The sequence below is a fragment of the Haloferax sp. AS1 genome (assembly GCF_014530665.1).
Taxonomy (GTDB): Archaea; Halobacteriota; Halobacteria; order Halobacteriales; family Haloferacaceae; genus Haloferax; species Haloferax volcanii.
In genome coordinates, this window is record NZ_SPSA01000003.1 from 387,142 (window position 1) to 408,829 (window position 21,688).

Sequence of the window (21,688 nt, forward strand, 5' to 3'; positions counted from 1 at the left end):
GCTCAGGAGAGCGCGATGCTCAGTTCCAACTCCTCTGCGATGCCGAGGAGGACTTCGGTGAGACGGTCGAACTGCTCACCTTTCATCCGGTTGGAGGGGCCGGCGACGCTCAGCGCGCCGAACACGTCGCCGTCCGGCCCCATGACGGGCGCACCGACCGCGCGAACCCCGCTGATCTGCTCTTCGACGTTCAACGCGTAGCCGCGCTCTCTGATTTCGGCGAGTTCGTCGAACAGCGCCTCCTCGTCGTGAATCGTCTGTTCGGTCTCCTTCGGGAGGCCGATTCGGTCGACGATTTCTCGGACCCGTTCTCGCGGCATGTTGGCGAGGATGGCTTTCCCGCTCGCCGTCGAGTGGAGATAGACGCGCTTTCCCACCGTCGACTGCGTCCAGACGCCGTGTTTTCCGGGTGCGGTGTGGACGTACACGCCCCGCCCGTGTTCCTCGACGGTGAAAATCGAGCGCCGCTCCGACTCCTCCGAGAGGACGTTGGTGTAGTGTTCGGCCTTCCCGAATCGGCGTTTCCGCGTTCGGACGAAGTTCCCGAGACCGAGGAATCGAAGCCCGAGATGGTAGGTATCGCCCTCTTTAACCACGTATTCCTGCGCTTCGAGAGTCGTCACGTGAGTGTGTGCGGTGCTCGGCGCGATGTCGAGTTCGCGGGCGATTTCGGTCACGCCCGCCCCGTCGCGCTCCCTGAGTAGTTCGACGATTCTGAGGGTTGTGACCGTCGTTTTGAGCGAGCGGTCGTTCGCGGTTTCGGTCATTATCTGCGGGTCGTCACCATTGCACATAGTATTTTCGCCGCTCCCGAATACCAGTTGTTCGATAACGAATGCGGGCCACGCTGACGCCGAAACGAGTTGTTTGTGAACTATGTGCATGCTTTGCGGCTGGATTGGGGTGCGACGCCTCGCCTCGAAGACGGCGAGGTCAACGACCGAAAACCGGCAGAGAGCGGTCCGGAAGCGTCCGAAACGCGGGAGCGACGACGCTCGTCAGATTTCGGCGTCTCCCGGTGTTTGGATTCGTTCCTCGTGAATCGTGCGTTCAGTGGGTGATTCGAAGCCCGAACGTTCACCGCTCCGGAAGTGTTATTATCGTTTATCCAGTCCAATCGCACGAGACGCAATGAACCACAACGAGACGTTCGAGACGGTCGAGTCGCTGGAGGCGGAACTCGTCTCACTCACCGAGTCGCTCTGGGAGCAGCCGGAGCTCGGCCTTCACGAGACCGAATCCGCCGAGTTGCTCTCGTCGGTCCTCCGCGACGCGGGATTCGACATCACCGAGGGCATCGGCGGGATGCCGACGGCGTTCAGCGCGACCTACGGCGAGGGCGAACCGCACGTCGGCATCCTCGGGGAGTACGACGCCCTGCCCGGGCTGTCGCAGACGGTGTCGTCGAACAGGGACCCCGTCGAGGCCGGCGCGCCGGGCCACGGCTGCGGACACAACCTGTTCGGCGTCGCCGGCGTCGGGGCCGCCCTCGCCGCGAAGCGCGCCATCGACGACGGGCGGGCCGAGGGAACGGTCACGTTCTTCGGCTGTCCCGCCGAGGAGATACTCGTCGGCAAAGTGTTCATGGCCCGCGACGGGGCGTTCGACGACCTCGACGCCGCGCTCACGTGGCACCCGAGCCATCTCAGCGCGCCGTTCATGGCGCAGACGCTCGCGATGAACTCCGTCGAGTACACGTTCCACGGCGAGTCGGCGCACGCCGCCGACAGCCCGCAGTCGGGTCGGAGCGCGCTCGACGCCGTCGAACTGCTGAACACCGGGTCGGAGTTCATGCGCGAGCACGTCTCCGACGACGCCCGCATCCACTACACCATCCCCGACGGCGGCGGCGCGCCGAACGTCGTCCCCGCGGAGGCGACGGCGTGGTTCTACGTCCGCGCGCCGACCCGCGACGAGGTCGACCGCATCACCGACTGGCTCGACGACGTGGCCGAGGGCGCGGCGCTCATGACCCAGACGACGGTCTCCCGGCGGTTCCACACGGGCTGTTACGACTACGTGGCGAACCACGCGCTGTCCGATGCACTGCTGGAGAACATGCGACTCGCCGGCCCCATCCCGTACACCGACGAGGACCGCGAGTTCGCCGCGGAGCTTCAGGAGACGCTCTCGGCGGAGACAATCGAGGCGCGGACGGCACAGCTCTCCGAGGAGCGGCGCGAGGCGGCGCGCTCGTCGGTGCTGTATCCGGACGCCCAGCCCTCCTACGACGTGGGGACCGTCCTCAACGGCTCGACGGACGTCGGCGACGTGAGTTGGATTACGCCGACCGCGCAGTTCTGGGCGGCGTCGTGGCCGGTGGGGACGCCCTCGCACACGTGGCAGGCCGTCGCCGCAAACGGGAGCTTCGGGTCGAAGGCCGCGGTGTACGCCGCGAAGGTCCTCGCGGCGACGACGCTCGACCTGTTTTCGGACGAGGCGCTGGTGGCGGCGGCCCGCGAGGAGTTCGAAGCGTCCGTCCCCGGCGACTACGAGTGTGCGCTGCCCGAGGGGACGGAGCCGCCGTTCCACCTCACGTTGTAGGCGGCGAGCGTCGGGAAAATCAGCTCTCGTTTCGGTTTGCGGTTTCGCTCGATTTCGTCCGTCTATCCGTCTCTCCGCCTCTCCGTCGCCGAGGCCCGCGTTACTCCAGTTCCGACCGGAGATGCGTCAGGATGCAGTCGGTCGTCGACTCGATGACTTCTTCGAGGAACTCCGGGTCGGACTGCGTCGGGTCGCCGAGGCCGCCCTCGACGGTCAGGTCGTCGAAGTGGGCGTACTGGCGGACCTCGTATCGGTTCTTCTTCGTCTGCGGCGTCTTGCGGTCGCCGCGGACGAGGTCGGGACGGTAGTGCTCGATGACGCTCGTCTCGTACTCGCCGGCGTGGCCCCACTCGGTGCCGAACCGCGCCTCTAACTGGTCGCGGGCGAAGTCGGTCCAATGTGCGTAGTACGAGTCGAGTCCGTGGTCGCGCTGGAGTCGGTCGAGGGCGAGTTTGTGCGGCTCGATGTTGCCTCCGTGGAAGTTGGCGACGAGAAACCGGGTCCCGCCGTGGCGCTGGACTGACCGGCCCACGTCGATGATTATCTCCTGGTACGTGTCGGCTCCGAGCGAAATCGTCCCCGCGTAGTTGATGTGGTGCTCCGAGTAGCCGTACGGGAGCACCGGCAGCACGAGGAGATTCAGGTCGTGTTCCGGGGCCGCCGCGGCGAGCTCCGCGGTCAGGTTCTCCGCTCGGATGGAGTCGACCGAGGTCGGGAGGTGCGTCGAGTGCTGTTCGGTTGCCCCACAGGGGAGCACGACGAAGTCCGCCTCGTCGAACGCGGTTTCGGCTTCCTGCCACGTCATCTCCGCTAGGAGCGACTGTGACTCCGTTGAGTCCATAGGGAGATACGCACAGCTTCCATATATAATATTTTTTGAATCGGAATTTTTAGCAGACAACGGGAAACGAACACACGGTATGCAAACGCTTATGTTGGTGATGCCGAAATGATTCGGCGTCAATGATGAGAGAGAGTGTCTCACGTAGAGATATACTGAAAACGACGGGTGCGTCGATACCCGTCTTGCTCGCCGGCTGTACGTCCGACTCCGGGTCCGAAACGACGAGCGAGGGCGACGGCGGTGGCGGCGAAACGACCGCGGGCGGCGCGACCGAGACGGCCGCCGGCGGTTCCGACGCGACGATAAACATCGGCCAGGCGCTGAACCCCGTCCGATTCGACCCGATAACGCAGCTTTCGAACCCCGACGCGCTCGTCGCGAACCGGGTGTTCAGTCAGCTGTACACCTACGGCGAGGGGACCGACGTGGTCCCGAATCTGGCGACGAGTATGCCGACCATCGAGCGGGACAACACCCGATACATCGTCGAAATCGTCGACAACGCGATGTTCCACAACGGCGACCCGGTCACCGCCGAGGACGTGGCCTACTCGTTCCGCGCGCCCATCGAGGAGGAGACGCCCCTCCTGGGCATCTTCAGCGTTATCGACACCGTCGAGGCAATCGACGAGACGACCGTCCAGTTCGACCTCTCGAACCCCTACGCGATGTTCCAGCACGTCCTCACCCATCAGGTCGTGCCGGAGGCCGTCCGCGAGGAGGACAAAGAGGCGTTCAGCACCCAACGGCCCATCGGCTCGGGGCCGTTCAAGTTCGTCGAGTGGGAAGAGAGCAACTACGTCACGCTCGAACGCTGGGACGACTACTGGGGCGACGAACTACCCGACGTCGCGGGCGTCGAGTTCACCCCCATCACGGAGTCGACGACGCGCGTCACCAACCTCCGGACGGGCGACGTGGACGTTATCGAGACGATTCCGCCCCGACTTTGGGAGACCGTCGAGGGCACCGAAGACACGAGCATCTCCGAGGTGGAGAGCGTCGGCTACTTCTACGTCGCGTTCAACTGTAACGAGGGGCCGACAGCCGACAAGCGCGTCCGCGAGGCCATCGATTACAGCTTCTCGATGGACGACGCGGTCGACCGCTACATCGACCCGGCCGGACTCCGCCAGTACGGCCCGCTTCCGGGGCCGATGGTCGAAGAGTGGGACATGCCGCTCGAAGAGTGGATGGAGATTCCGAACGACAAGGACGTCGAGCAGGCGACGGCGCTGTTCGAGGAGGCCGGCGTCCCCGCCGACTGGGACGCGAAGATTATCGTCCCGCCGGACGACAACCGCGAGAACATCGGCCTCTCTATCGCCAACGGCATCAAGGAGGCCGGCTACGAGGCCCACGTCGAACGGCTCGACTGGGGCGCGATGCTCAGCCGCGCCTACACCGGCAACGCCTCGGACTACAACATCTACGTCCTCGGGTGGGTCCGCTACCCCGACCCCGACGACTTCATCTACAACCTGTTCCACGAGGACTCGGAGGGCGTGAACCAGGGCGTCTACTACAAGAACGACGAGGTGATGGAGCAGATTCAGGGCGCGCGGGAGTCGACCGACCGCGACGAGCGCCAACAGCTCTACCAGTCGGCCATCTCGACGCTCCTGGCGGAGAAGGTCCACCTCCCGGCGTTCAACTACAAGAACTCCTACGGCGTGAAGTCCACCGTCAGCGACTTTCAGGTCCACCCGGTCTCGCCGCAGAACCCGCGGCTCCTCACCGGCTACAACAACGTCTCCGTCGACAGATGACGGTACCCTGTCGGTAACAGTTACCAAACGTTATATGCTCACTCCCCATCCACTCCACTCATGACGACAACCGGTTACATCGGACGACGATTACTCCAAATCGTCCCGGTCTTGCTGTTCGTCGTTACGGTCACGTTCGTCCTCATCAACTCGATACCCGGCGACCCGGTTCGCATCTTGGTCGGGCCGAGCGCCGACGCGGCGGCCATCGAGGCCGCCCGCGCGAGATACGGCCTCGACCAACCGCTGTACATCAGGTACGTCAGGTACGTCGCGGCGGTCGCCACGGGCGACTTCGGGACGAGCATCCACTACGGTGGAGTCGCGGTGACGGAGAAAATCTTCGAGCGGCTTCCGGTGACGCTGCTGCTCCTCGCGTCGAGTTTCACCCTCGCCATCGGCTCGGCGATTCCGCTGGGCATCTTCGCCGCCAAGAACCGTAACAACGGCTACGACCACCTCGCCCGTATCACGTCGCTCATCGGCGTCAGCACGCCGAGCTTCTGGGTCGGCCTGCTTCTCATCATCGTGTTCGCGTACTACGGCGACCTCCTGCCGCCGAGCGGACTCGTCATGCCGTGGGCCGACCCCGCGTCGGTGGAGGGGGCGGCGTCGAGACTGGACGTGCTCGCGACCGCCGCGTCGCATCTGATTCTCCCCTCTATCACGCTGGGGACGCTTCAGATGGCGGCCATCACGCGCATCGAGCGGTCGTCGATGCTCGAAGTGCTCAACAAGGACTACGTCCAACTCGCTCGCGCGTACGGCGTCTCCGAGCGGACGATTCTCCGCAAACAGGCGTTCAGGAACGCGCAACTGCCGGTGCTCACGGTCATCGGCATCCAGATGACGACCGCTCTCGGCGGCGCGGTGCTGACCGAGACGGTCTTCAACATCAATGGGATGGGGAACCTCATCATCACCGCGGTCCGGGCGCAGGACTACCAGCTCATCATGGGCACGACGATATTCTTCGCCATCGTGTTCGTTCTCGGCGTGCTCGTCGTGGACGTGCTGTACGCGGTCATCGACCCGCGCATCTCCTACGGGGGTGGTGCCGGTGAGTGATTCGACGGCCGCCGCCGGCGACTCGGCCCGCACGGGCGGCGTCGCGGACGCCGACGAGCGCTCCGCCGTCTCGCGCACCTCGCAGGTGCTTCGACAGCTCAAGCGCAACTCGGCGTCGCGCGTCGGTCTCTACGTCATCGGGCTCGTGACGCTCGTCGCGCTGGTGACGACTATCGACGCCGACCTGTTCGACTACCAGTTCGCGGCGACGTTCTGGTACCACCCGGAGAACGACCCGTCGGGGAGCACCATCTTGCTCCCGCCGGTCGGCATCGAAAACAGCTTCGGGACGGGGACGTGGGCGCATCCGCTCGGGACGGACCACCGCGGCCGCGACGTACTCGTCAGGCTGGTGTACGGCACCCGCATCGCCGTTCAGGTAGGTCTCATCGCGACGGGCATCGGGATGACCATCGGGACGGTCGTCGGCGCGGTCTCCGGCTACTACGGCGGCTGGGTCGACGACGTGCTCCAGCGGTTCGTCGAATCGCTGTACGCGATTCCGTTCCTCATCCTCGTCATCGCAATCATGTCCGCGTTCGGCCGCGAGCTCGGTATCGCCATCATCGGCGTCTCCATCACGACGATTCCGGTGTTCACGCGCCTGATTCGCTCGCAGGTGCTGAGCGTCCGGGAGATGGAGTACGTCGAGGCCGCGAAGGCCGCCGGCGTGCGCGACCGGCACATCATCTTCCGCCACATCATCCCCAACAGCTTCGCGCCGGTGCTCGTCCAGTCGACGCTTCAGGTCGGCGTGAACATCCTCATCGTCGCGTCGCTGTCGTTCCTCGGCTTCGGGGTCCAGCCCCCGACGCCGTCGTGGGGGCAGATGCTCGCCCACTCGCGGCAGTACATGATCGTCAACCCGTGGTTCAGTCTCTGGCCCGGCCTCGCGATTCTCGCGACGGTCGTCGGCTTCAATCTGCTGGGCGACGGCCTGCGCGACGCAATCGACCCGCGGTCGAACGACTGACGATGAACGGACGACACCTCTCACCGACCGTTCGCCCCGGGGCCGGGAGTCGCCCGGCCGCCGTCAGTCGCTCGCCCGCCGAACTATCGCTCCCTCCCCGGGGCGGCGTCGGCACTCGCTCTTGCGGTTTTGCAGAGGCACCCATCTCACGCACCGACGCCCCCCACGATTCCACGACCAATGTCTGATACGCTACTCACCGTCCGCGACCTGCACACCCACTTCCGCACCGACGCGGGGACCGTTCGGGCCGTCGACGGTATCTCGTTCGAGGTACAGCGCGGCGAAGTGCTCGGCATCGTCGGCGAAAGCGGCGCGGGAAAGAGCGTCGCGGCGCGGAGCATCATGCGCCTCATCGACTCGCCGGGCGTCATCGTCAACGGCGAGGTCCGCTTCGAAGACGACCTGCTCGTCGGCGTCGAGCGCGGCGACGACCCCGACGGCGAGCCCCGACAGGACCCCGAGATGCTGTCGAGCCGCGAGATACGCGAGCGCATCCGGGGCCGCGAAATCGCGATGATATTTCAGGACCCCACGGAGAGCCTCAACCCGGTGTTCACCGTCGGCGAGCAGTTGAGCGAGATTATCGGGCTCAACCGCGACGTGTCGGCGGCCGAAGCCGAGGCCATCGCCGTCGAGCGCCTCCGCGAGGTCGGCATCCCCGAGGCCGAACGCCGGATGGACGACTACCCCCACGAGTTCTCCGGGGGGATGCGCCAGCGCGTCCTCATCGCCATGGCGTTCGCGTGCGAACCGAGCCTCGTCATCGCCGACGAGCCGACCACCGCGCTCGACGTGACCGTCGAGGCGCAGATTCTCGACCTCGTGAAGGACCTCGCGGCGCGCTACGACACGTCGTTCGTCTGGGTCACCCACGACATGGGCGTCGTCGCCGAGATATGCGACCGCGTGGCCGTGATGTACCTCGGCGAAATCGTCGAGCAGGCGACCGTCGACGACCTCTTCCACGACACGAAACACCCCTACACCGAGGCGCTTCTCGGGTCGATTCCGCGGCCCGACCGCGACGTGGACGGCCTGTCGCCCATCGAGGGCATCATGCCGGAGGCCATCAATCCGCCGCAGGGCTGTCGCTTCCACACGCGGTGTCCGCACGCCCGAGAGGCGTGTCTGCACTCCCACCCCGACGCTCGGCGCGTCGACGGCGGCGGTGACGAAGACGGTGACGTGGCGATGCAGATGCAGACTGCCGACGGGACGACCCTCGCGGACGCGGAAGTCGCCGCCGCCTCGTCCCACCGAGCGGCGTGTCTGCGGAACGACGCGTTCGCGGAGGCCGGCTACTGGGAGAGCGCCCCGCTCGACGACGCCGAGTCGGAGTCGGCTTCGGCCGCCGCCGAATCGGAATCAGAGTCAGAGCCGGAGTCGGCGTCGGCGTCCGCCTCCGCAGGTGACGCCGCCGACGCCGCCGTCACCGCAAACGCCGCCGCCACCGGGTCCACCTTCGACCCCGACGCCGACCCGCTGCTCAGCGTGCGCGACCTGCGGAAGTACTTCGACGCGAGCGACGGCTTCCTCGACCGTCTCCGGTTCGACCGCGACGCGGGACTCCTCCCCTTCTCGGCCGACCGCGAGCACGTCCGCGCGGTCGACGGCGTCTCGTTCGACATCCTGCCCGGCGAGACGCTCGGCCTCGTCGGCGAGTCGGGCTGCGGGAAGTCCACGCTCGCGCGGACGCTCCTCCGGCTGGTCGACCCGACCTCCGGCGACATCGTCTTCGACGGGGAGAACCTCGCCGAACTGTCGAAAGAGGAGCTACGGAAGCGCCGCAAGCGCATGCAGTTCGTCTTCCAGGACCCGCAGGCGTCGCTCGACCCGCGGATGACCGTCGGCGAAATCGTCGAGGAGCCGATGCGGGCCCACGGGCTCTACGAGGGCGACCGCGAGGGGCGGGCGCGCGAACTGCTGGAGACGGTCGGTCTCGACGCCGACCACTACAACCGCTACCCGCACCAGTTCTCCGGCGGCCAGCGCCAGCGGGTCAACCTCGCGCGGGCGCTGTCGGTCGACCCCGACTTCATCGTCTGCGACGAGCCGACCTCGGCGCTCGACGCGTCGGTGCAGGCGCAGGTGCTCAACACGATGAAGGAGCTTCAAGACGAGTTCGGGCTGACGTACCTGTTTATCAGCCACGACCTGAGCGTCATCCGCCACGTCTGCGACCGCGTGGCCGTGATGTACCTCGGCGAACTGGTCGAACTCGCCGACAAGGACGACCTGTTCGAGTCCCCGAAGCACCCCTACACCCGGGCGCTCCTCTCGTCGATTCCGGTGCCCGACCCGCGGGTGTCCCGCGAGACCGTTCCGCTGTCCGGCGACGTGCCGTCGCCGATTCACCCGCCGAGCGGCTGCCGGTTCCACACCCGATGTCCGAGCCTCGTCGCCCCGGCGGAACTCGACCTCAGTGACGACGAGTGGGACCGCGTGCGCCGGTTCGTCAGAGCCGTCCAGCGCGAGTCCCCGGACGCGGCCGACGACGACGCGAGAGCGACCTACTTCCCCGACGGCCTCCCCGCCGGCGACGCCGGAGAAGCCGTCGAGCGCGCGCTCTCGCTCGCGGCCGACGGCGCGTGGCGCGACGCCGCGTCGCTCCTGACCGAGACGTTCGTCGAGCCGAGCGTCTGCACCTCCGAGGTGCCGGCGCTGGAGTCGCCCGACGAACTCGACCGTATCGTCAGCTGTCACCACTACTCCTGAAAAAGCGCCGCCGGCTTTATTTCGCCCTTAGGCCGACCCGAACCGGTCTGCGACTTCGGCCACGGTTTCGAAGGCGACGCCCGGCGTGTCGGCGACGTGTTCGACGAACGATTCGAGCCGGACGAGCCGGTGTGACTGCCCGATGACCTGCGGGTGCATCGTGAGGACGAAGACGCCGTCATCGACGTTGTCGACCATCCAGTCGAACTGCTCGCGCCACTGGCGGAACACCGCTTTCTCGTTCGCGTAGCCCCGCTTGCGGTTGAAGGCGAACGCCGGGAAGTCGTCGCGTTGCCACGAGACGGGTACCTCGACGATGTCGGTCTCGGTGCCGCGCTCGAAGGGGGCGTCGGCGGGCGCGGCCCACCCCTCGCGGACGCGGTACGGCTCGAAGTCGGTCGCCATCTGGCTGGAGTCCCACTCGAAGCCGAGTTCGTCGAGGATGCCGAGCGTGTGGGTCGAGAAGTCCCACGACGGCGAGCGGTAGCCAGTCGGCCGCCGCCCCGTGAGGTCCACGATGCTCTCGACGCCGCGTTTCACGTCGTCGTACTCCGCCTCTCTCGACTCGTACTGTCCCGGGCGGGTGTGCGACCAGCCGTGGTGCTGGATGTCGTGGCCGCGGCTCCACACCTCCTCGGCGGCCTCCGGGAAGCTGTCGATGGTGTGGCCCGGCGTGAACCACGTGGTCTCGACGCCGAACTCGTCCAAGCGGTCGAGGACGCGGGGCGCGCCCACGTCGACGCCGAACAGTCCTCTCGACAGTTTCGTCGGGCTGTCCGGCGACTCGAAGGAGTGTATCCACGAGGAGACGCCGTCGAAGTCGAACGTGAGGCAGACGCTGTGGTGAGTCACGCTTCGACGTACGAAAATCGATGTGATAGCTGTTTCCCTGCCGCACCCGAACGCTGGCGGCCTCTCGTCTCTCGTTCCGCGAGCTACCGAAACGCCGGCGCGACCTCTTCGGCGAACAACTCGGCGCTCGTCGTCTCGGGGAAGTCGACGAACTCCACGACGACCTCGTCGAAGCCCATCTCGACGAACGTCGCCAGTCGCTCGCGCACCTGTTCGGGCGTGCCGACGAGCGGGAACTCGCCCTCGGCGACGTTCTCGGGCTTGAACCGCGGGAAGTGCTCGTCGAGGAGAGCGTCGAGTTCCGCCTCGTCCTCGCGTAGCAGACACCGCGCGAACCACGAGCGCTCTATCTCCCCGAACGGTCGGCCGTAGCCCTCGCAGTGGCGTTCCAGCACGTCCAGTTTGTGTTGCATCACCTCCGGCGGTCCCCAGAAGTTCCACGAGTCGGCGTACTGGGCGGTGATTCGGAGCGTGAACGACTCGCCGCCGCCGCCGACCATGATGGGCGGGTGCGGGTCTCGGACGGGGTGCGGCCGGCACATCGCCTCGTCGAGGGTGTAGTAGTCGCCGTCGAAGCTGACCGTCTCCTCGGTCCACAGGCGCTTGAGCATCCGAATCGACTCCTCCAGCATCCGAAGGCGAGTCGGCGCGTCCGGCCAGTCGTAGCCGTAGGCCCGCGCCTCGCTTTCCTTCCAGCCGGCGCCCATGCCGAGTTTCAGCCGCCCGTCGCTCACGGCGTCGAGCGTGGCGGCCTGCTTGGCGAGGAGCGCGGGGTTTCGGAAGTGGTTGTTCACCGTCTTCGGGTAGAGGTACACGTCCTCCGTCTCGCGGGCGATGGCGGCCAGCGTGACGAAACACTCCGTCGTGGGGCCGCTGCCGGTCATGACGTGGTCGGGGACGGCGACGCCGTCGAAGCCGAGGCCCTCCATCGCCACGGCGAACTCCACCTGCGCGTCCCACGAAATCTCGTCGCAGAACGCCAACTGGGAGTGAACGGAGTCGCCGGCGCTGGTCGGAACGTTGACTGCGAACTGCATACGAACGGCTCACGCGCGACCACGAAAACAGTTACCACTTCTCTCGCTTTCTCACTCTCACTACCTCACTCAGTTTCTCATTTCCCCACTGGTCTCCTCACTCGCCGCCACCCCAACACGTACTACGGTCCGCGCCCTCCCGAACCACATGACGGACCACCAGCGCGCGGCAATCGTGACCGGCGCGTCCAGCGGTATCGGACGGGCGGTCGTCGAGCGACTCCAAGCGGACTATGACTACGTCGCCTGCTTCGACATCGAGACCGGCGAGACCGACTGGGACGACGAAGGCGTCCACGAGTTCGCGGTCGACGTACGCGACCCCGACGCGGTCGCGGACGCGGTGGCGGCGGTCGAATCGGTCGCCGACGTGGCGGCGCTCGTGAACAACGCGGGCATCTCGCGGGCCGTCTCCCTCGCGGACCTCGACCCAGACGAGTGGGACCGCGTCCTCGACGTGAACCTCAAAGGGCAGTACGTCGTCGCCCGCGCCGTCGCCCCGGGCATGGTCGAGCGCGGCGAGGGTGCCATCGTCAACGTGTCGAGCGTCGCCGGCCTCCGCGGGAGCGCCACCGGCGGCGTCCACTACTCCTCGTCGAAGGCGGGCGTCTTCGGGCTGACCAAGGGGCTGGCGAAACAGCTCGGCCCCGAGGTGCGCGTCAACTGCGTCGCGCCGGGGATCGTCGAGACGCCGCTTCTCACCGAGTCGAATCTCTGGACCGAAGAGGCGCTCGCCGAGTACGCCGCCGACCTCCCGCTCGAACGCATCGGAACGCCCGAGGAAGTCGCTGACGTGGTCGCGTTCCTCTGCGACGGCGCGAGCTACGTGACGGGGACGGTGCTGACGGTCGACGGCGGGTCGATGCTCCGGTGACCGAGGCCGCCGGTCGCCGGACGCCGAGCGAACAGCCAGTACCCGCGAACCGACCGAGACATACTAAATTCAAAGATAATATTCTAATTTGATAGTTCGGCGCCCAATCTCTCGTATTCTCCGACCAGCACTGTCTCGGCGCTGCTCACTCGGCCGTCTCCGGACCAGCCAGCGCGTCTATGACGAAAACGGCTAGTACAGCGCCTTCACCCGACTTGTAGCGCCGTCACAACTCGATGGCGAACTCTGAACCGAGCTGCGTCACCGAATCGGCTCGCGTCGGCGCGCGTCGGCGTGTCTCTGTGCGTGCCGGTGCGTTCCGGTACGTGCCGGTGCGACTGACCGCTTGAAGTTCGGCCGTTGTCTCCTGAACCGCCTCCGTTCGCGGCCGCGTGGTCGGTGTCACTACCGGTCGAGTCGTCGTTCTCGATTTCGTATTTTTATCCGATATTTTAGGGAACTGAGAAACTATCGACAAAACAATATTTTTAACATCCGCGTTCGTCCCGCACCGTCGGGTCTTTCAAAACATATTACGTCACCGCCGGTGTACCGGACGCTCGGGCACAACCATGGACTATGTCAACGAAGGCGACACGGTCGTCGTCAGGCTGGACCCCGGCGAACAGGTCCTCGACTCGCTGGCCGCGGTGCGCGACGAACTCGACATCGAACACGGCTTTCTCACGGGTATCGGCGCGGTCGACGCCGTCACGCTCGGCCACTACGACGTGGACGACCAGGAGTACCTCGAAGAGGAGTTCACGGGCCAGTTCGAGGTGACGAGCTTCCTCGGCAACATCGGCCCCGACAAGATTCACACGCACATTCAGGTCGGCACTCGCGACTTCGAGACGCTCGGCGGCCACTGTTCCGGCGCGCGCGTCTCCGGGACGTTCGAGGTGGTCATCCACCTCGGCGAGACGCCGCTAACCCACCACCTCGACGAGCGGACCGGCCTCGACGTGTTCGACATCTGAGCCGGCCCGGACCGAGCCGGCCCGGACTGAATCGAACTGAATCGAACTGAATCGGACCGAGCGCGTCGCGGTGCGGACGCTCGGTCGCTTTTTCCCACGCCTGCCGTGAGTCGAGAGCGTCGCGTCCGTCGGCTGGCGTGAGGCAGTTCGGAGAAAGAAAAGACGGCGCTGTCGGGGCGTCGGCCGGTGGTGGAGGGCCGAAGCGAGGGGGGCCGGAGGGCGAGGGCGTGTGTCGGCGGACTGGCCGACGCCCCGAGCGCACCGAACGAGGGTTCCGGGGGTTGTCCGCCGACGCGGGTTCCGCCGCGGAGACGCGACCGGGGACCGCTGGTCGCGCCGCCGTCGGCGGGTCGCAACCGCCGGTGCGTTGGAGGGCGCGGCCGGCGGCAACTATTCGTAGTCGACATCCTATATTGGCGGTTCCTCGGTTACTACCGTTACTTACGTAAGTAGCGTGAATAGCGTGTATTCTCCGGAAGTTCGGGGTTACGGGCGTTCTCTCGTTCGCCTCCGGGCGAATTACCCAATCGAATGACTTTCGACCCGGGGGGTCGTGGCCGAGAGTGACAGATGAAACGACACCTCCGCGTTCACATCGTCCCCCTGTGGCGCGAACACGACCGCATCGTCGGCCCCATCGAGGACGACCGACCGGACAAGGTCTACCTCCTCGAACACGAGGACTCCGCGGTCGAGCGCCCGACCTACCACGAGGCGGTCGTCGACCGCATCGCCGACGTAGTCGGTTCTCCGCCCGACGTCGAATACTTGGACCTCTTCGATATGTACGAGGTGATGGGCGCGATTACGACCATCGCCGACTGGCACCCCGACGACTTCGTCCGCGTCAACGTCACCGCCGGCACCAAGCGCGCGGCCGTCGGCGCGACGATGGCCTGCATGGACGAACACACCGACGCCGAACCGTACGTCGTCGACCCCGAGGTCCGGCCGCACGGCCTCGACGCGCCGGTCACGGAGGGCTTCGCGCAGGCGTCGCTCCTGACGACCTACCAAATCGACTCGCCGTCTCCCGACCAGGTCGCCGCGCTCGCCATCATCGAGGCCCACGACACCGACGCCAAGCACGCGAAAAAGAAGACGCTCATCACCGAGGCGGCTCGCTACGGCCTCGAGTTCATGCGCGGCCGCGTCGACGGCGAGGCCGACGACTACGACCCCGTCACCGGCGACTACAACGTCCTCGACAACCGCGTCACCGCGACGCTCGAACATCAGGGCTACGTCACGGTCACCCAGCGCGGTACTCGCCGCTATCTCGAACTCACGGAGGAGGGGCGACAGACGCTCCGCGCGTTCCGCCACCGGGCCGAATCGGTCGTCTCGGACCTCGAAGCGCGGACCGACGACCCGTCCGAGAGCGTCGATTTCGCCCTCGACAACCCGGTCGACGCGCTCGTGGAGAATCGGTAGGGCGAGTTGCCCTCGCGGTTACTGCCTCCGCCGCTCCCCGGCCGCCCCGGCCGCCCCCGCCGCTTCGAGGGGAACTGTTAGTACGGTCGCGACACGAGCCAGATATGTATGCCCTCCAACATGCACACGCGCAGAGCCGTTCTCGCGGCCGGCGGGGCGACCGCTCTGGCGTCGCTCTCTGGCTGTGTCGGCCGCGCGCTCGGTGCCCTCGACCTTGAGCGAGACTACCGGCGCGACGCGCCCGTCGGCGACGTGACGGGCGCGTGGCCGACCGCCCAGCACGACTTCGCCAACACCGGTTACACGACCGACTCCGGCCCCTCGGCTGACGCGAGCGTCGAACGAATCGCGTCGGGCGACGCCGCGCTCGCCACGTCGGTCGCCCTCGCCGACGGGCGCGGCGTGCTCGGCCACAGCGACGGCGACGGCGAGGACGGCGTCTACCGCGCGCTCGACCTCGATTCCGAAACCGCCCCCGCCGAGTCCGACGACGCGTGGACCGTCGACTACGCGCACGGCAAGTCCACGCCCACGCTCGCCGGCGACGCGATGTTCGTCTCGACCGCCGAGTTCGTCGCGGCTTACGACGCCCGGACCGGCGAGCGGTGCTGGCGGACGACCGAGGGCGGCTACGGGACCCCCGAAAACGCGCCGGTGCTCGCCGCGGAGACGCTCGTCGACGGCGGGAGCGCGCCCGTCTTCGGGCGAGACCCCGAGACTGGGGCGGAGCAATGGTGCTACGACGCCGGCGAGGCGTATCCCGGACTCGTCGCCCGCGACGGCGTCGTCTACACGCCAATCGGCGCTGACCACGAACAGACCGGCGTCGCCGCGCTCGATGCCGCCACCGGCGAGGAGCGATGGCGGCGCGAGGACCTCCCGCAGAGCGGCGTCCCGCTCGCGGTGGGCGGCTCTCACCTATACTACAACGCCCACCGCGGGAACGTGTTCGCTCTCGCCCTCGAAGACGGGTCGACGCAGTGGCAGGCGTCGATTCCGCTCCCGGAGAACGGCAGTCCGCGGACCGCCGTCGCGGGCGACACGGTCCACGCCCAGACCTCGCGGGGGAGCCTCGCCGCGTTCGACGCCGCCGACGGCGCGACGAAGTGGACGCTGTCGCTCGATGCGGATACGTTCGCCCGACCGCCGGTCGTCGCCGGCGACACCCGCTTCGTGGGGAGCGACGACCGTCTCTACGCGGTTTCGGCGGCGTCCGGTGAGAACCTGTGGTCGACGGCGCTCGACGCCCGACCGTCGGGCGGCCTGTCGGTCCGCGGGTCTGAACTCTACTTCGCCGGGATGGGTCGGAACCCCGGCGTGTTCCGCGTGACGGACTGACGCCCACTCGTCGCCGCCGATTGCGTTTCGCGCCGACCGACGATGCCACCTCCCGTCAGTCGAACGTGTACGTCCGGTATCGTCGAATCGCGTAGCGGTACGAGCCGTAGGAGACGCCGACGGTCACCAGGAGGTACAGCCCGACTCCGGCGGCGAGAAGCGGCGTCGGAGCGAGGTGCCCGGTGACGCCGAACCACGTCGCGACGAGGCCGATGACGGTTCCGGGGCCGACGACGAACATGAACGCCATCAGCACGAGCGTCGAGGGGACGACCGTGGTCGCGCCCCAGAACTCGCGTTCCTCGTATATCGGGTAGGCCGCGCCGATGCCGACCGAGAAGGTCGCGGCGGCGAGGCACATGCACACGCCGACGAGCGCGAAGCCGACCGCGGACAGCGGCGACGTACCGAGGGCGACGGTCACCAGCGGGAGCGCCGCCGCGACCGGAGCGCCGAGAAGCACACCGGCGAGGACGCGCCCGCGGACCAGCGTTCGCGGCGCGGTGGCGGTCAACAGCAACATCGGGAACTGCGGGCGGTCGTCGCCGACGGGGTTGAGGCCGAACGTCGCGCCCGCGAGATAGGTTCCGAGGCCGGCCCCGCTCGCGGCGAGTATCGGTCCGAGGCCGTCGGCCGAGGACTGGACGATGGTCGTCCCGAGCGGGCCGAGGAAGAACACCAGCATGACGAGGTGCGTGAACTGCTGGGGGTGGCGGACGCCGCGGACGAGCAGGCCCCACGCGACGTTGCCGCCGTTCGTCCCAGCGAGCGGCTTCGGCGTCGAGAAGCCGCCGGCAGACCCGTCAGCCTTCGGGCTCGCCGCCGAGCCTCGGTCGCCCCCGGGCGCGCGGTCGGTGAACCAGAGCGCGCTCGCCTGCCGGGTGGCGACGACGAGGCCGAGAGGCGTGAGCGCGGCGATGGCTGGGAAGGTGGCGACGGCGGCCGCCGAGAACGGTCGGGCGAGCGGGGTGCCGACGAATGCGAGCGCGAGGTAGTCGGTGAGCGGACCGAACGTCAGCGTCGCCGCCAGCGTGTCAACCGGAAGCGACCCATCGCCCAGCAACCGGCCGAACGCCTGCGAGACGAGGACGAACGCGGCCATCGCGACGAAGCCGACGACCTTGAGAACGCGCCGGACGCCGGGCAGACGCTTGAAGCCGCGGAGCACGGCAACGCCGGCGGCGTAGCCCCAGACGGTCGTACAGCACGCGAGCGGGACGACGACGACAGTCGTCGTGAGCAGCAGCGACGGCGCGCCGAGCCCGGCCGTGAACGTCGCGGCGACGACCGCAATCGGGAGTCCGAACCAGAGGGCGATTCGGGCGATTTCGGCCGTGATGAGTCCGATGACGACGGCCCGCGGGTGGACCGTGGTCAGCACGAGCGACTCGTGTTCGACGCGGCCGATTCGTTCGAGCGTTCGGAACGTCGCGAGGAGCGTGAGCACCACGGGCACCGCGGTGGCGACGAGGCCGAAGAGGGGAATCTCGGTCACGGACTGCGCGCTCCGACCGGCGACGTAGACGGCCGGGAGCGAAAACAGGAGGCTGCCCCCGAAGAACAACAGGAGCAACAAGAGGCCGACGACTCGGCGCGTCTCGGAGGTGTACCCCCGGATACTCCGAACGAACTCGGCGCGCCCGATTCGGAGGCCGCGGCGAACGTCTCGTCGGAGGCTCATTCGTCGGTGGCACCCGACAGCTGCGGTTCGTCGCTCGTGACCGCGAGGAACGCGTCTTCGAGCGAGCCTTCGCCGCCCGTCTGGGCGCGCGATTTCACCTCGTCGGGCGTCCCTTCGGCGACGACGCGGCCGTCGAACAGGACGCCGACCTCGTCGGCGACGGCCTCGACCACGGGCAGGATGTGCGTCGAGAGGAAGACGGTCGCCCCCGAGTCGGCCACGTCGCCGATGGAGGTCCGAATCTGCCGCGCCGCGCGGGGGTCGAGTCCCGAGGTCGGCTCGTCGAGAAACAGCACGTCCGGGTCGTGGAGCACGCTCTGGATGAACGCGGTCTTCTGTTTCATCCCCTTGGAGTACGTGCCGATGCGCTTGTTCGCGTCGCCGACGAGGTCGAACTGGTCGAGGAGGTCGTCGATGCGCGCCTCGGCGGTCTCCGACGGGATGTCGCGGAGGTCAGCGACGTAGTCGAGCTGCTCGCGGGCGCTGAACTCGTCGTACAGCGGCGGCGTCTCCGGGAGGTAGCCGACGTGCGGCGCGAGTTTCCCGCGGTCGCCCACGTCGAGGCCGCAGATGCGGACCGACCCCGAGGTGGGCTGTGACAGCCCCGTCAGGATGCGCATCGTCGTCGTCTTCCCTGCGCCGTTCGGCCCGAGAAAGCCGTACACCGTTCCGCTCGGAATCGACAGCGAGACGCCGTCGAGCGCGACCTCGGAGCCGTAGGCCTTTCTGAGGTCGGTCGCTTCGACCGCGGCGTCCGCGTTCGTGGAGGGCATGGGACGAGCCTCGATTCACTCTCCGGACGCGTAATGGTTGCGGCTTGACACACGGGCAACAGAAACGCGTCGATTCGCCCGCCGTCTCAGGGAGTCGTCGTCTCGGGGTTCGTCGGGCGAATCGACCGGTAGAACGCGGTCGAGTACGCGGCGAAGAAGCCGCCGATGAGGCCGCTGACGAGCACGAGTCCGACCGCGACGGCGACCATGCCGACGACGCCGATTGCCGGGAGGCTCGAAAACGCCGACGCGGCGGGCGCACCGCTTCCCGCGCCGGCCACCGCGGTCCCCTGATGCCGGAGCGACGGGGTGAGGAGGAGCGAGGCCACGCCGCCGAACACGCCGGCGACGAGGCCGCCGAGGCCGACGATGACCGAGTAGCCGAAGACCGATACGAGGTTGTTTCTGACGCAGGCGACGCTCCGCTTGACGCCGTCGACCGCGCCGAGGTCGTCGATGACGATGGCGTGGCCGAAGAACTGCACGACGAACGCCACGGCGAGGTAGGTGAGCACGACGGCGAGGACGACGATGGCCAGAATCGCGAGCCCGACCGTGCCCAACTCGATTCCGCTCCCGAGGACGGCGAGGCCGACGAACACCGCGGCGAAGCCGCCGACGAACGACAACACGAGGTTGACGACGAGCAGGCTGAAGTAGACGACGAGCAGCGAGACGTAGTGCGACTTCCCCTCGCTGACGAGCGTGCCGAGCGAGGTGCGACCGTCGATAGCTTCGTTGGCCATGCCGAGGACCCCGCCGAGGAAAAACGGGATGACGAATACCGTGACCCCGCTGAAGACCAGCGAGACGATGCCGCCGACGAGCGGGCCGACCGCCTGTGCGAACAGCGACGGGAGTTGGACGAGGCTGAACGCCATGGCGACGACGAACAGTATCGGGTTCCGTCTGAGAGAGCCGGCGGCTGTGCCGATGGATTGGAGGGCTGCCATACCGCCCACGTCGCGGTACCGCACAAAGAATGTTGGGTTGACAGGTCGTCCCTCCCGTCCCCGGTCTCCGACCCACAACTCGGTCGTTGACGAACGGGAGGCGGCCCGTGTTGCCGAGACCGCGATTACGCGTGTACCCGTGTAATCGGCGCTTTCACGGGAGACCGGCTCGGTCACGAAGGAACGCGTCGACCGCGGCCGCGACCCGCTCGGGGTCGTCGCCGGGGCCGCCGTGGCCGAGCGCGTCGAACTCGACGAACCGACTGGTCGGAAGGGCGTCGTGGACGTTTCGGGCGCTCTCGCGGAGGAAGTCGGGACCGTCGGTGCCGGCCAAGACCGCGGCGGGCGCGTCCACGTCCAAGCGGGCCGGAAGCCGGTACTGCTCGACCGCGCGGTTCATCCGGACGACCTCCTCGGCGAGGGCGACGCAGTCGGGCCAGACGGGCCATTCGTCGAGCCACGCGTCGAGGTCGTCGATGCCGTCGGGGTTGAGCACCTGCTCGACGTAGCGTTTGACCGCCTCGCGCCGCTGTCCCGCCTCCACGAGCGCGGCCATGCGCTCCGAGAGGTTCGCCTCGGTTCGGTTCGCTTCCGGGAGTACCGCCGGTTCGTAGGCGGCGACGGCGGCCACCCGCGCGTCGGTCGCCGCTTCGAGGGCGGTGAGCGCGCCGTAGGAGTGACCGAACAGCACCGGGTCGCGCCCGGTCGCCGCGCGAATCCCGTCGACGAGTTCGCGGACGCACTCGACCTCGCGCTCCAGCACCGCCTCGGCGGGCGTCGTCTCGGCGTCGTCCAGACAGGTGCCGAACCCGGGGCGCTCCGGGACGACGACCTCGTAGTCCCCGAGGTGCGGGACGACCGGGTCCCAGAACGCCGGCGGTGCCATCCCGCCGTGACAGCACAGAAGCGGCGTGTCGTCTCCGAATCGTTCGTCGGACGGTTCGGCTCCGGGTTCGAATCGAATCGGTTGCATCGCACCCTCGCTTGTCGCCGGCGTCGGCTAAGTCGCACTCTCAGCCGTGCGGCCGTTTACATGGGGGCCGAAGACGGAGACCGCCTCGGCCGCTTCGACACGCCCATGACCGACCGCCGAGAGAGCGGACGTATGGGGCTCATCGCCGAGTTCGACATCGACTGCGACGCGCTCCCGCTGACCGGGGTCGCGGCGGCGGTTCCGGAGGCGACGCTCGCGCTGGAACTCCAGTACAACCACGGCGAGCGGCCGATGTTCATCGTGACGGCCACCGGTGGAGAGGCGCGGGCGCTCGAAAGCGCCATGGACGACGCCTTCGACGTGGCCGACTGGACGCGAATCGGTGAGTCGGGCGAGACGCGCCGGTATCAGGCTGCTCCGGCGCGGAGCTTCGAAGAACAGCTCGGAGACAGCCTCGACGACCTCGCCGGACTGGAGGCCCTCGCCACCGCCGACGCCATCATCGAGCGCATCGAGGTCCGGCCGGCGGGCTGGCGGCAGACCGGTTGGTTCGCAGACCGCGACGAATTCGGGCGATTCGCGTCGTTCTGGCGGCGGAACGCCGGTTTCGAACTCCGACGACTCGCCCGCGACGGCGACCCCGAACCGCCGGGCGAGGGACTCACCGACCGACAGAACGAGGCGCTCCGGACGGCGTACGAACTGGGCTACTTCGACATCCCTCGCGGGGCCACCCTGCGGGAGGTCGCCGACGAACTCGGCATCACCGCGTCCTCGGCCTCCGAGCGACTCCGGCGGGCGCAGACCCGGCTCATCGCCGAGACGGTCGCGACGACGTGGCCGCCGCTTCCGAACTGACGAACCGCGGAACGGACCGCCCGACCACCCAACCGGCCGAGTCGCGTCCGGCGACGAA

At 67.7% G+C, this 21,688-nt stretch carries 18 protein-coding genes; 10 read left to right on the forward strand and 8 right to left on the reverse strand.

The window, feature by feature from the left end; genetic code table 11:
• Window positions 1-2 precede the first annotated feature (2 nt).
• On the reverse strand, window positions 3-767 hold the full coding sequence (locus E4P24_RS18630) for an IclR family transcriptional regulator (RefSeq protein ID WP_188149019.1): 765 nt from the start codon (window positions 765-767) through the stop codon (window positions 3-5).
• A gap of 364 nt (window positions 768-1,131) precedes the next feature.
• On the opposite strand from E4P24_RS18630, the gene E4P24_RS18635 reads away from it, so the two are divergent.
• On the forward strand, window positions 1,132-2,544 hold the full coding sequence (locus E4P24_RS18635; RefSeq protein ID WP_004061636.1) for an amidohydrolase: 1,413 nt from the start codon (window positions 1,132-1,134) through the stop codon (window positions 2,542-2,544).
• 100 nt (window positions 2,545-2,644) lie between these two features.
• Here E4P24_RS18635 and E4P24_RS18640 read toward each other — a convergent pair whose 3' ends face one another.
• A complete protein-coding gene (locus E4P24_RS18640) occupies window positions 2,645-3,349 on the reverse strand; it encodes a creatininase family protein (protein ID WP_188149054.1) in 705 nt (234 codons plus the stop codon).
• A gap of 221 nt (window positions 3,350-3,570) precedes the next feature.
• Between E4P24_RS18640 and E4P24_RS18645 the strand changes: the two genes are divergently transcribed.
• The 4 genes from E4P24_RS18645 to E4P24_RS19270 all read left to right on the forward strand — a co-directional run bounded on the left by E4P24_RS18645 (window position 3,571) and on the right by E4P24_RS19270 (window position 9,916).
• Window positions 3,571-5,157, forward strand: coding sequence for an ABC transporter substrate-binding protein (locus tag E4P24_RS18645; RefSeq protein WP_188149055.1), 1,587 nt, complete (start codon window positions 3,571-3,573; stop codon window positions 5,155-5,157).
• Between the two features lie 60 nt (window positions 5,158-5,217).
• On the forward strand, window positions 5,218-6,225 hold the full coding sequence (locus E4P24_RS18650) for an ABC transporter permease (RefSeq protein WP_049896000.1): 1,008 nt from the start codon (window positions 5,218-5,220) through the stop codon (window positions 6,223-6,225).
• Complete coding sequence (locus E4P24_RS18655) at window positions 6,218-7,198, forward strand: ABC transporter permease (protein ID WP_186372494.1); 981 nt, start codon at window positions 6,218-6,220, stop codon at window positions 7,196-7,198. The genes E4P24_RS18650 and E4P24_RS18655 overlap by 8 nt, the downstream gene beginning before the upstream one ends.
• Window positions 7,199-7,378: 180 nt before the next feature.
• On the forward strand, window positions 7,379-9,916 hold the full coding sequence (locus E4P24_RS19270) for an ABC transporter ATP-binding protein (RefSeq protein WP_115803546.1): 2,538 nt from the start codon (window positions 7,379-7,381) through the stop codon (window positions 9,914-9,916).
• A 27-nt stretch (window positions 9,917-9,943) separates the two neighbouring features.
• Here the strand turns inward: E4P24_RS19270 and E4P24_RS18665 are convergent, their stop codons facing one another.
• Both E4P24_RS18665 and E4P24_RS18670 read right to left on the reverse strand, forming a co-directional pair.
• Window positions 9,944-10,768 (reverse strand): polysaccharide deacetylase, encoded by an 825-nt coding sequence (locus tag E4P24_RS18665; RefSeq protein ID WP_115803545.1) that lies wholly within the window; start codon window positions 10,766-10,768, stop codon window positions 9,944-9,946.
• 83 nt (window positions 10,769-10,851) lie between these two features.
• Complete coding sequence (locus E4P24_RS18670) at window positions 10,852-11,805, reverse strand: LLM class flavin-dependent oxidoreductase (protein ID WP_188149020.1); 954 nt, start codon at window positions 11,803-11,805, stop codon at window positions 10,852-10,854.
• A gap of 148 nt (window positions 11,806-11,953) precedes the next feature.
• Between E4P24_RS18670 and E4P24_RS18675 the strand changes: the two genes are divergently transcribed.
• From E4P24_RS18675 to E4P24_RS18690, 4 genes are all read left to right on the forward strand, one after another.
• Window positions 11,954-12,679: an SDR family NAD(P)-dependent oxidoreductase gene (locus E4P24_RS18675; protein WP_188149021.1), complete on the forward strand. Its 726-nt coding sequence runs from the start codon at window positions 11,954-11,956 to the stop codon at window positions 12,677-12,679.
• A 572-nt stretch (window positions 12,680-13,251) separates the two neighbouring features.
• Complete coding sequence (locus tag E4P24_RS18680) at window positions 13,252-13,659, forward strand: PPC domain-containing DNA-binding protein (RefSeq protein WP_004041026.1); 408 nt, start codon at window positions 13,252-13,254, stop codon at window positions 13,657-13,659.
• 570 nt (window positions 13,660-14,229) lie between these two features.
• Window positions 14,230-15,093, forward strand: coding sequence for a DUF6293 family protein (locus tag E4P24_RS18685; protein ID WP_008610322.1), 864 nt, complete (start codon window positions 14,230-14,232; stop codon window positions 15,091-15,093).
• 108 nt (window positions 15,094-15,201) lie between these two features.
• On the forward strand, window positions 15,202-16,431 hold the full coding sequence (locus tag E4P24_RS18690) for a PQQ-binding-like beta-propeller repeat protein (RefSeq protein ID WP_188149022.1): 1,230 nt from the start codon (window positions 15,202-15,204) through the stop codon (window positions 16,429-16,431).
• A 55-nt stretch (window positions 16,432-16,486) separates the two neighbouring features.
• On the opposite strand, the gene E4P24_RS18695 is transcribed toward E4P24_RS18690, so the two are convergent.
• The 4 genes from E4P24_RS18695 to E4P24_RS18710 all read right to left on the reverse strand — a co-directional run bounded on the left by E4P24_RS18695 (window position 16,487) and on the right by E4P24_RS18710 (window position 20,811).
• A complete protein-coding gene (locus E4P24_RS18695) occupies window positions 16,487-18,112 on the reverse strand; it encodes a hypothetical protein (RefSeq protein WP_188149023.1) in 1,626 nt (541 codons plus the stop codon).
• Window positions 18,109-18,885: an ABC transporter ATP-binding protein gene (locus tag E4P24_RS18700; RefSeq protein WP_006599969.1), complete on the reverse strand. Its 777-nt coding sequence runs from the start codon at window positions 18,883-18,885 to the stop codon at window positions 18,109-18,111. Before E4P24_RS18700 ends, E4P24_RS18695 begins: the two co-directional genes overlap by 4 nt.
• An 86-nt stretch (window positions 18,886-18,971) precedes the next feature.
• Window positions 18,972-19,838, reverse strand: a complete 867-nt coding sequence (locus tag E4P24_RS18705; protein ID WP_188149024.1) for a hypothetical protein — start codon at window positions 19,836-19,838, stop codon at window positions 18,972-18,974.
• Window positions 19,839-19,992: 154 nt separating this feature from the next.
• The gene (locus E4P24_RS18710; RefSeq protein ID WP_188149025.1) at window positions 19,993-20,811 is read right to left on the reverse strand and encodes an alpha/beta fold hydrolase; all 819 of its coding nucleotides are present in this window, start codon (window positions 20,809-20,811) and stop codon (window positions 19,993-19,995) included.
• Window positions 20,812-20,871: 60 nt separating this feature from the next.
• Between E4P24_RS18710 and E4P24_RS18715 the strand changes: the two genes are divergently transcribed.
• Window positions 20,872-21,630 (forward strand): helix-turn-helix domain-containing protein, encoded by a 759-nt coding sequence (locus E4P24_RS18715; protein WP_188149026.1) that lies wholly within the window; start codon window positions 20,872-20,874, stop codon window positions 21,628-21,630.
• The last annotated feature ends 58 nt before the right edge of the window (window positions 21,631-21,688 follow it).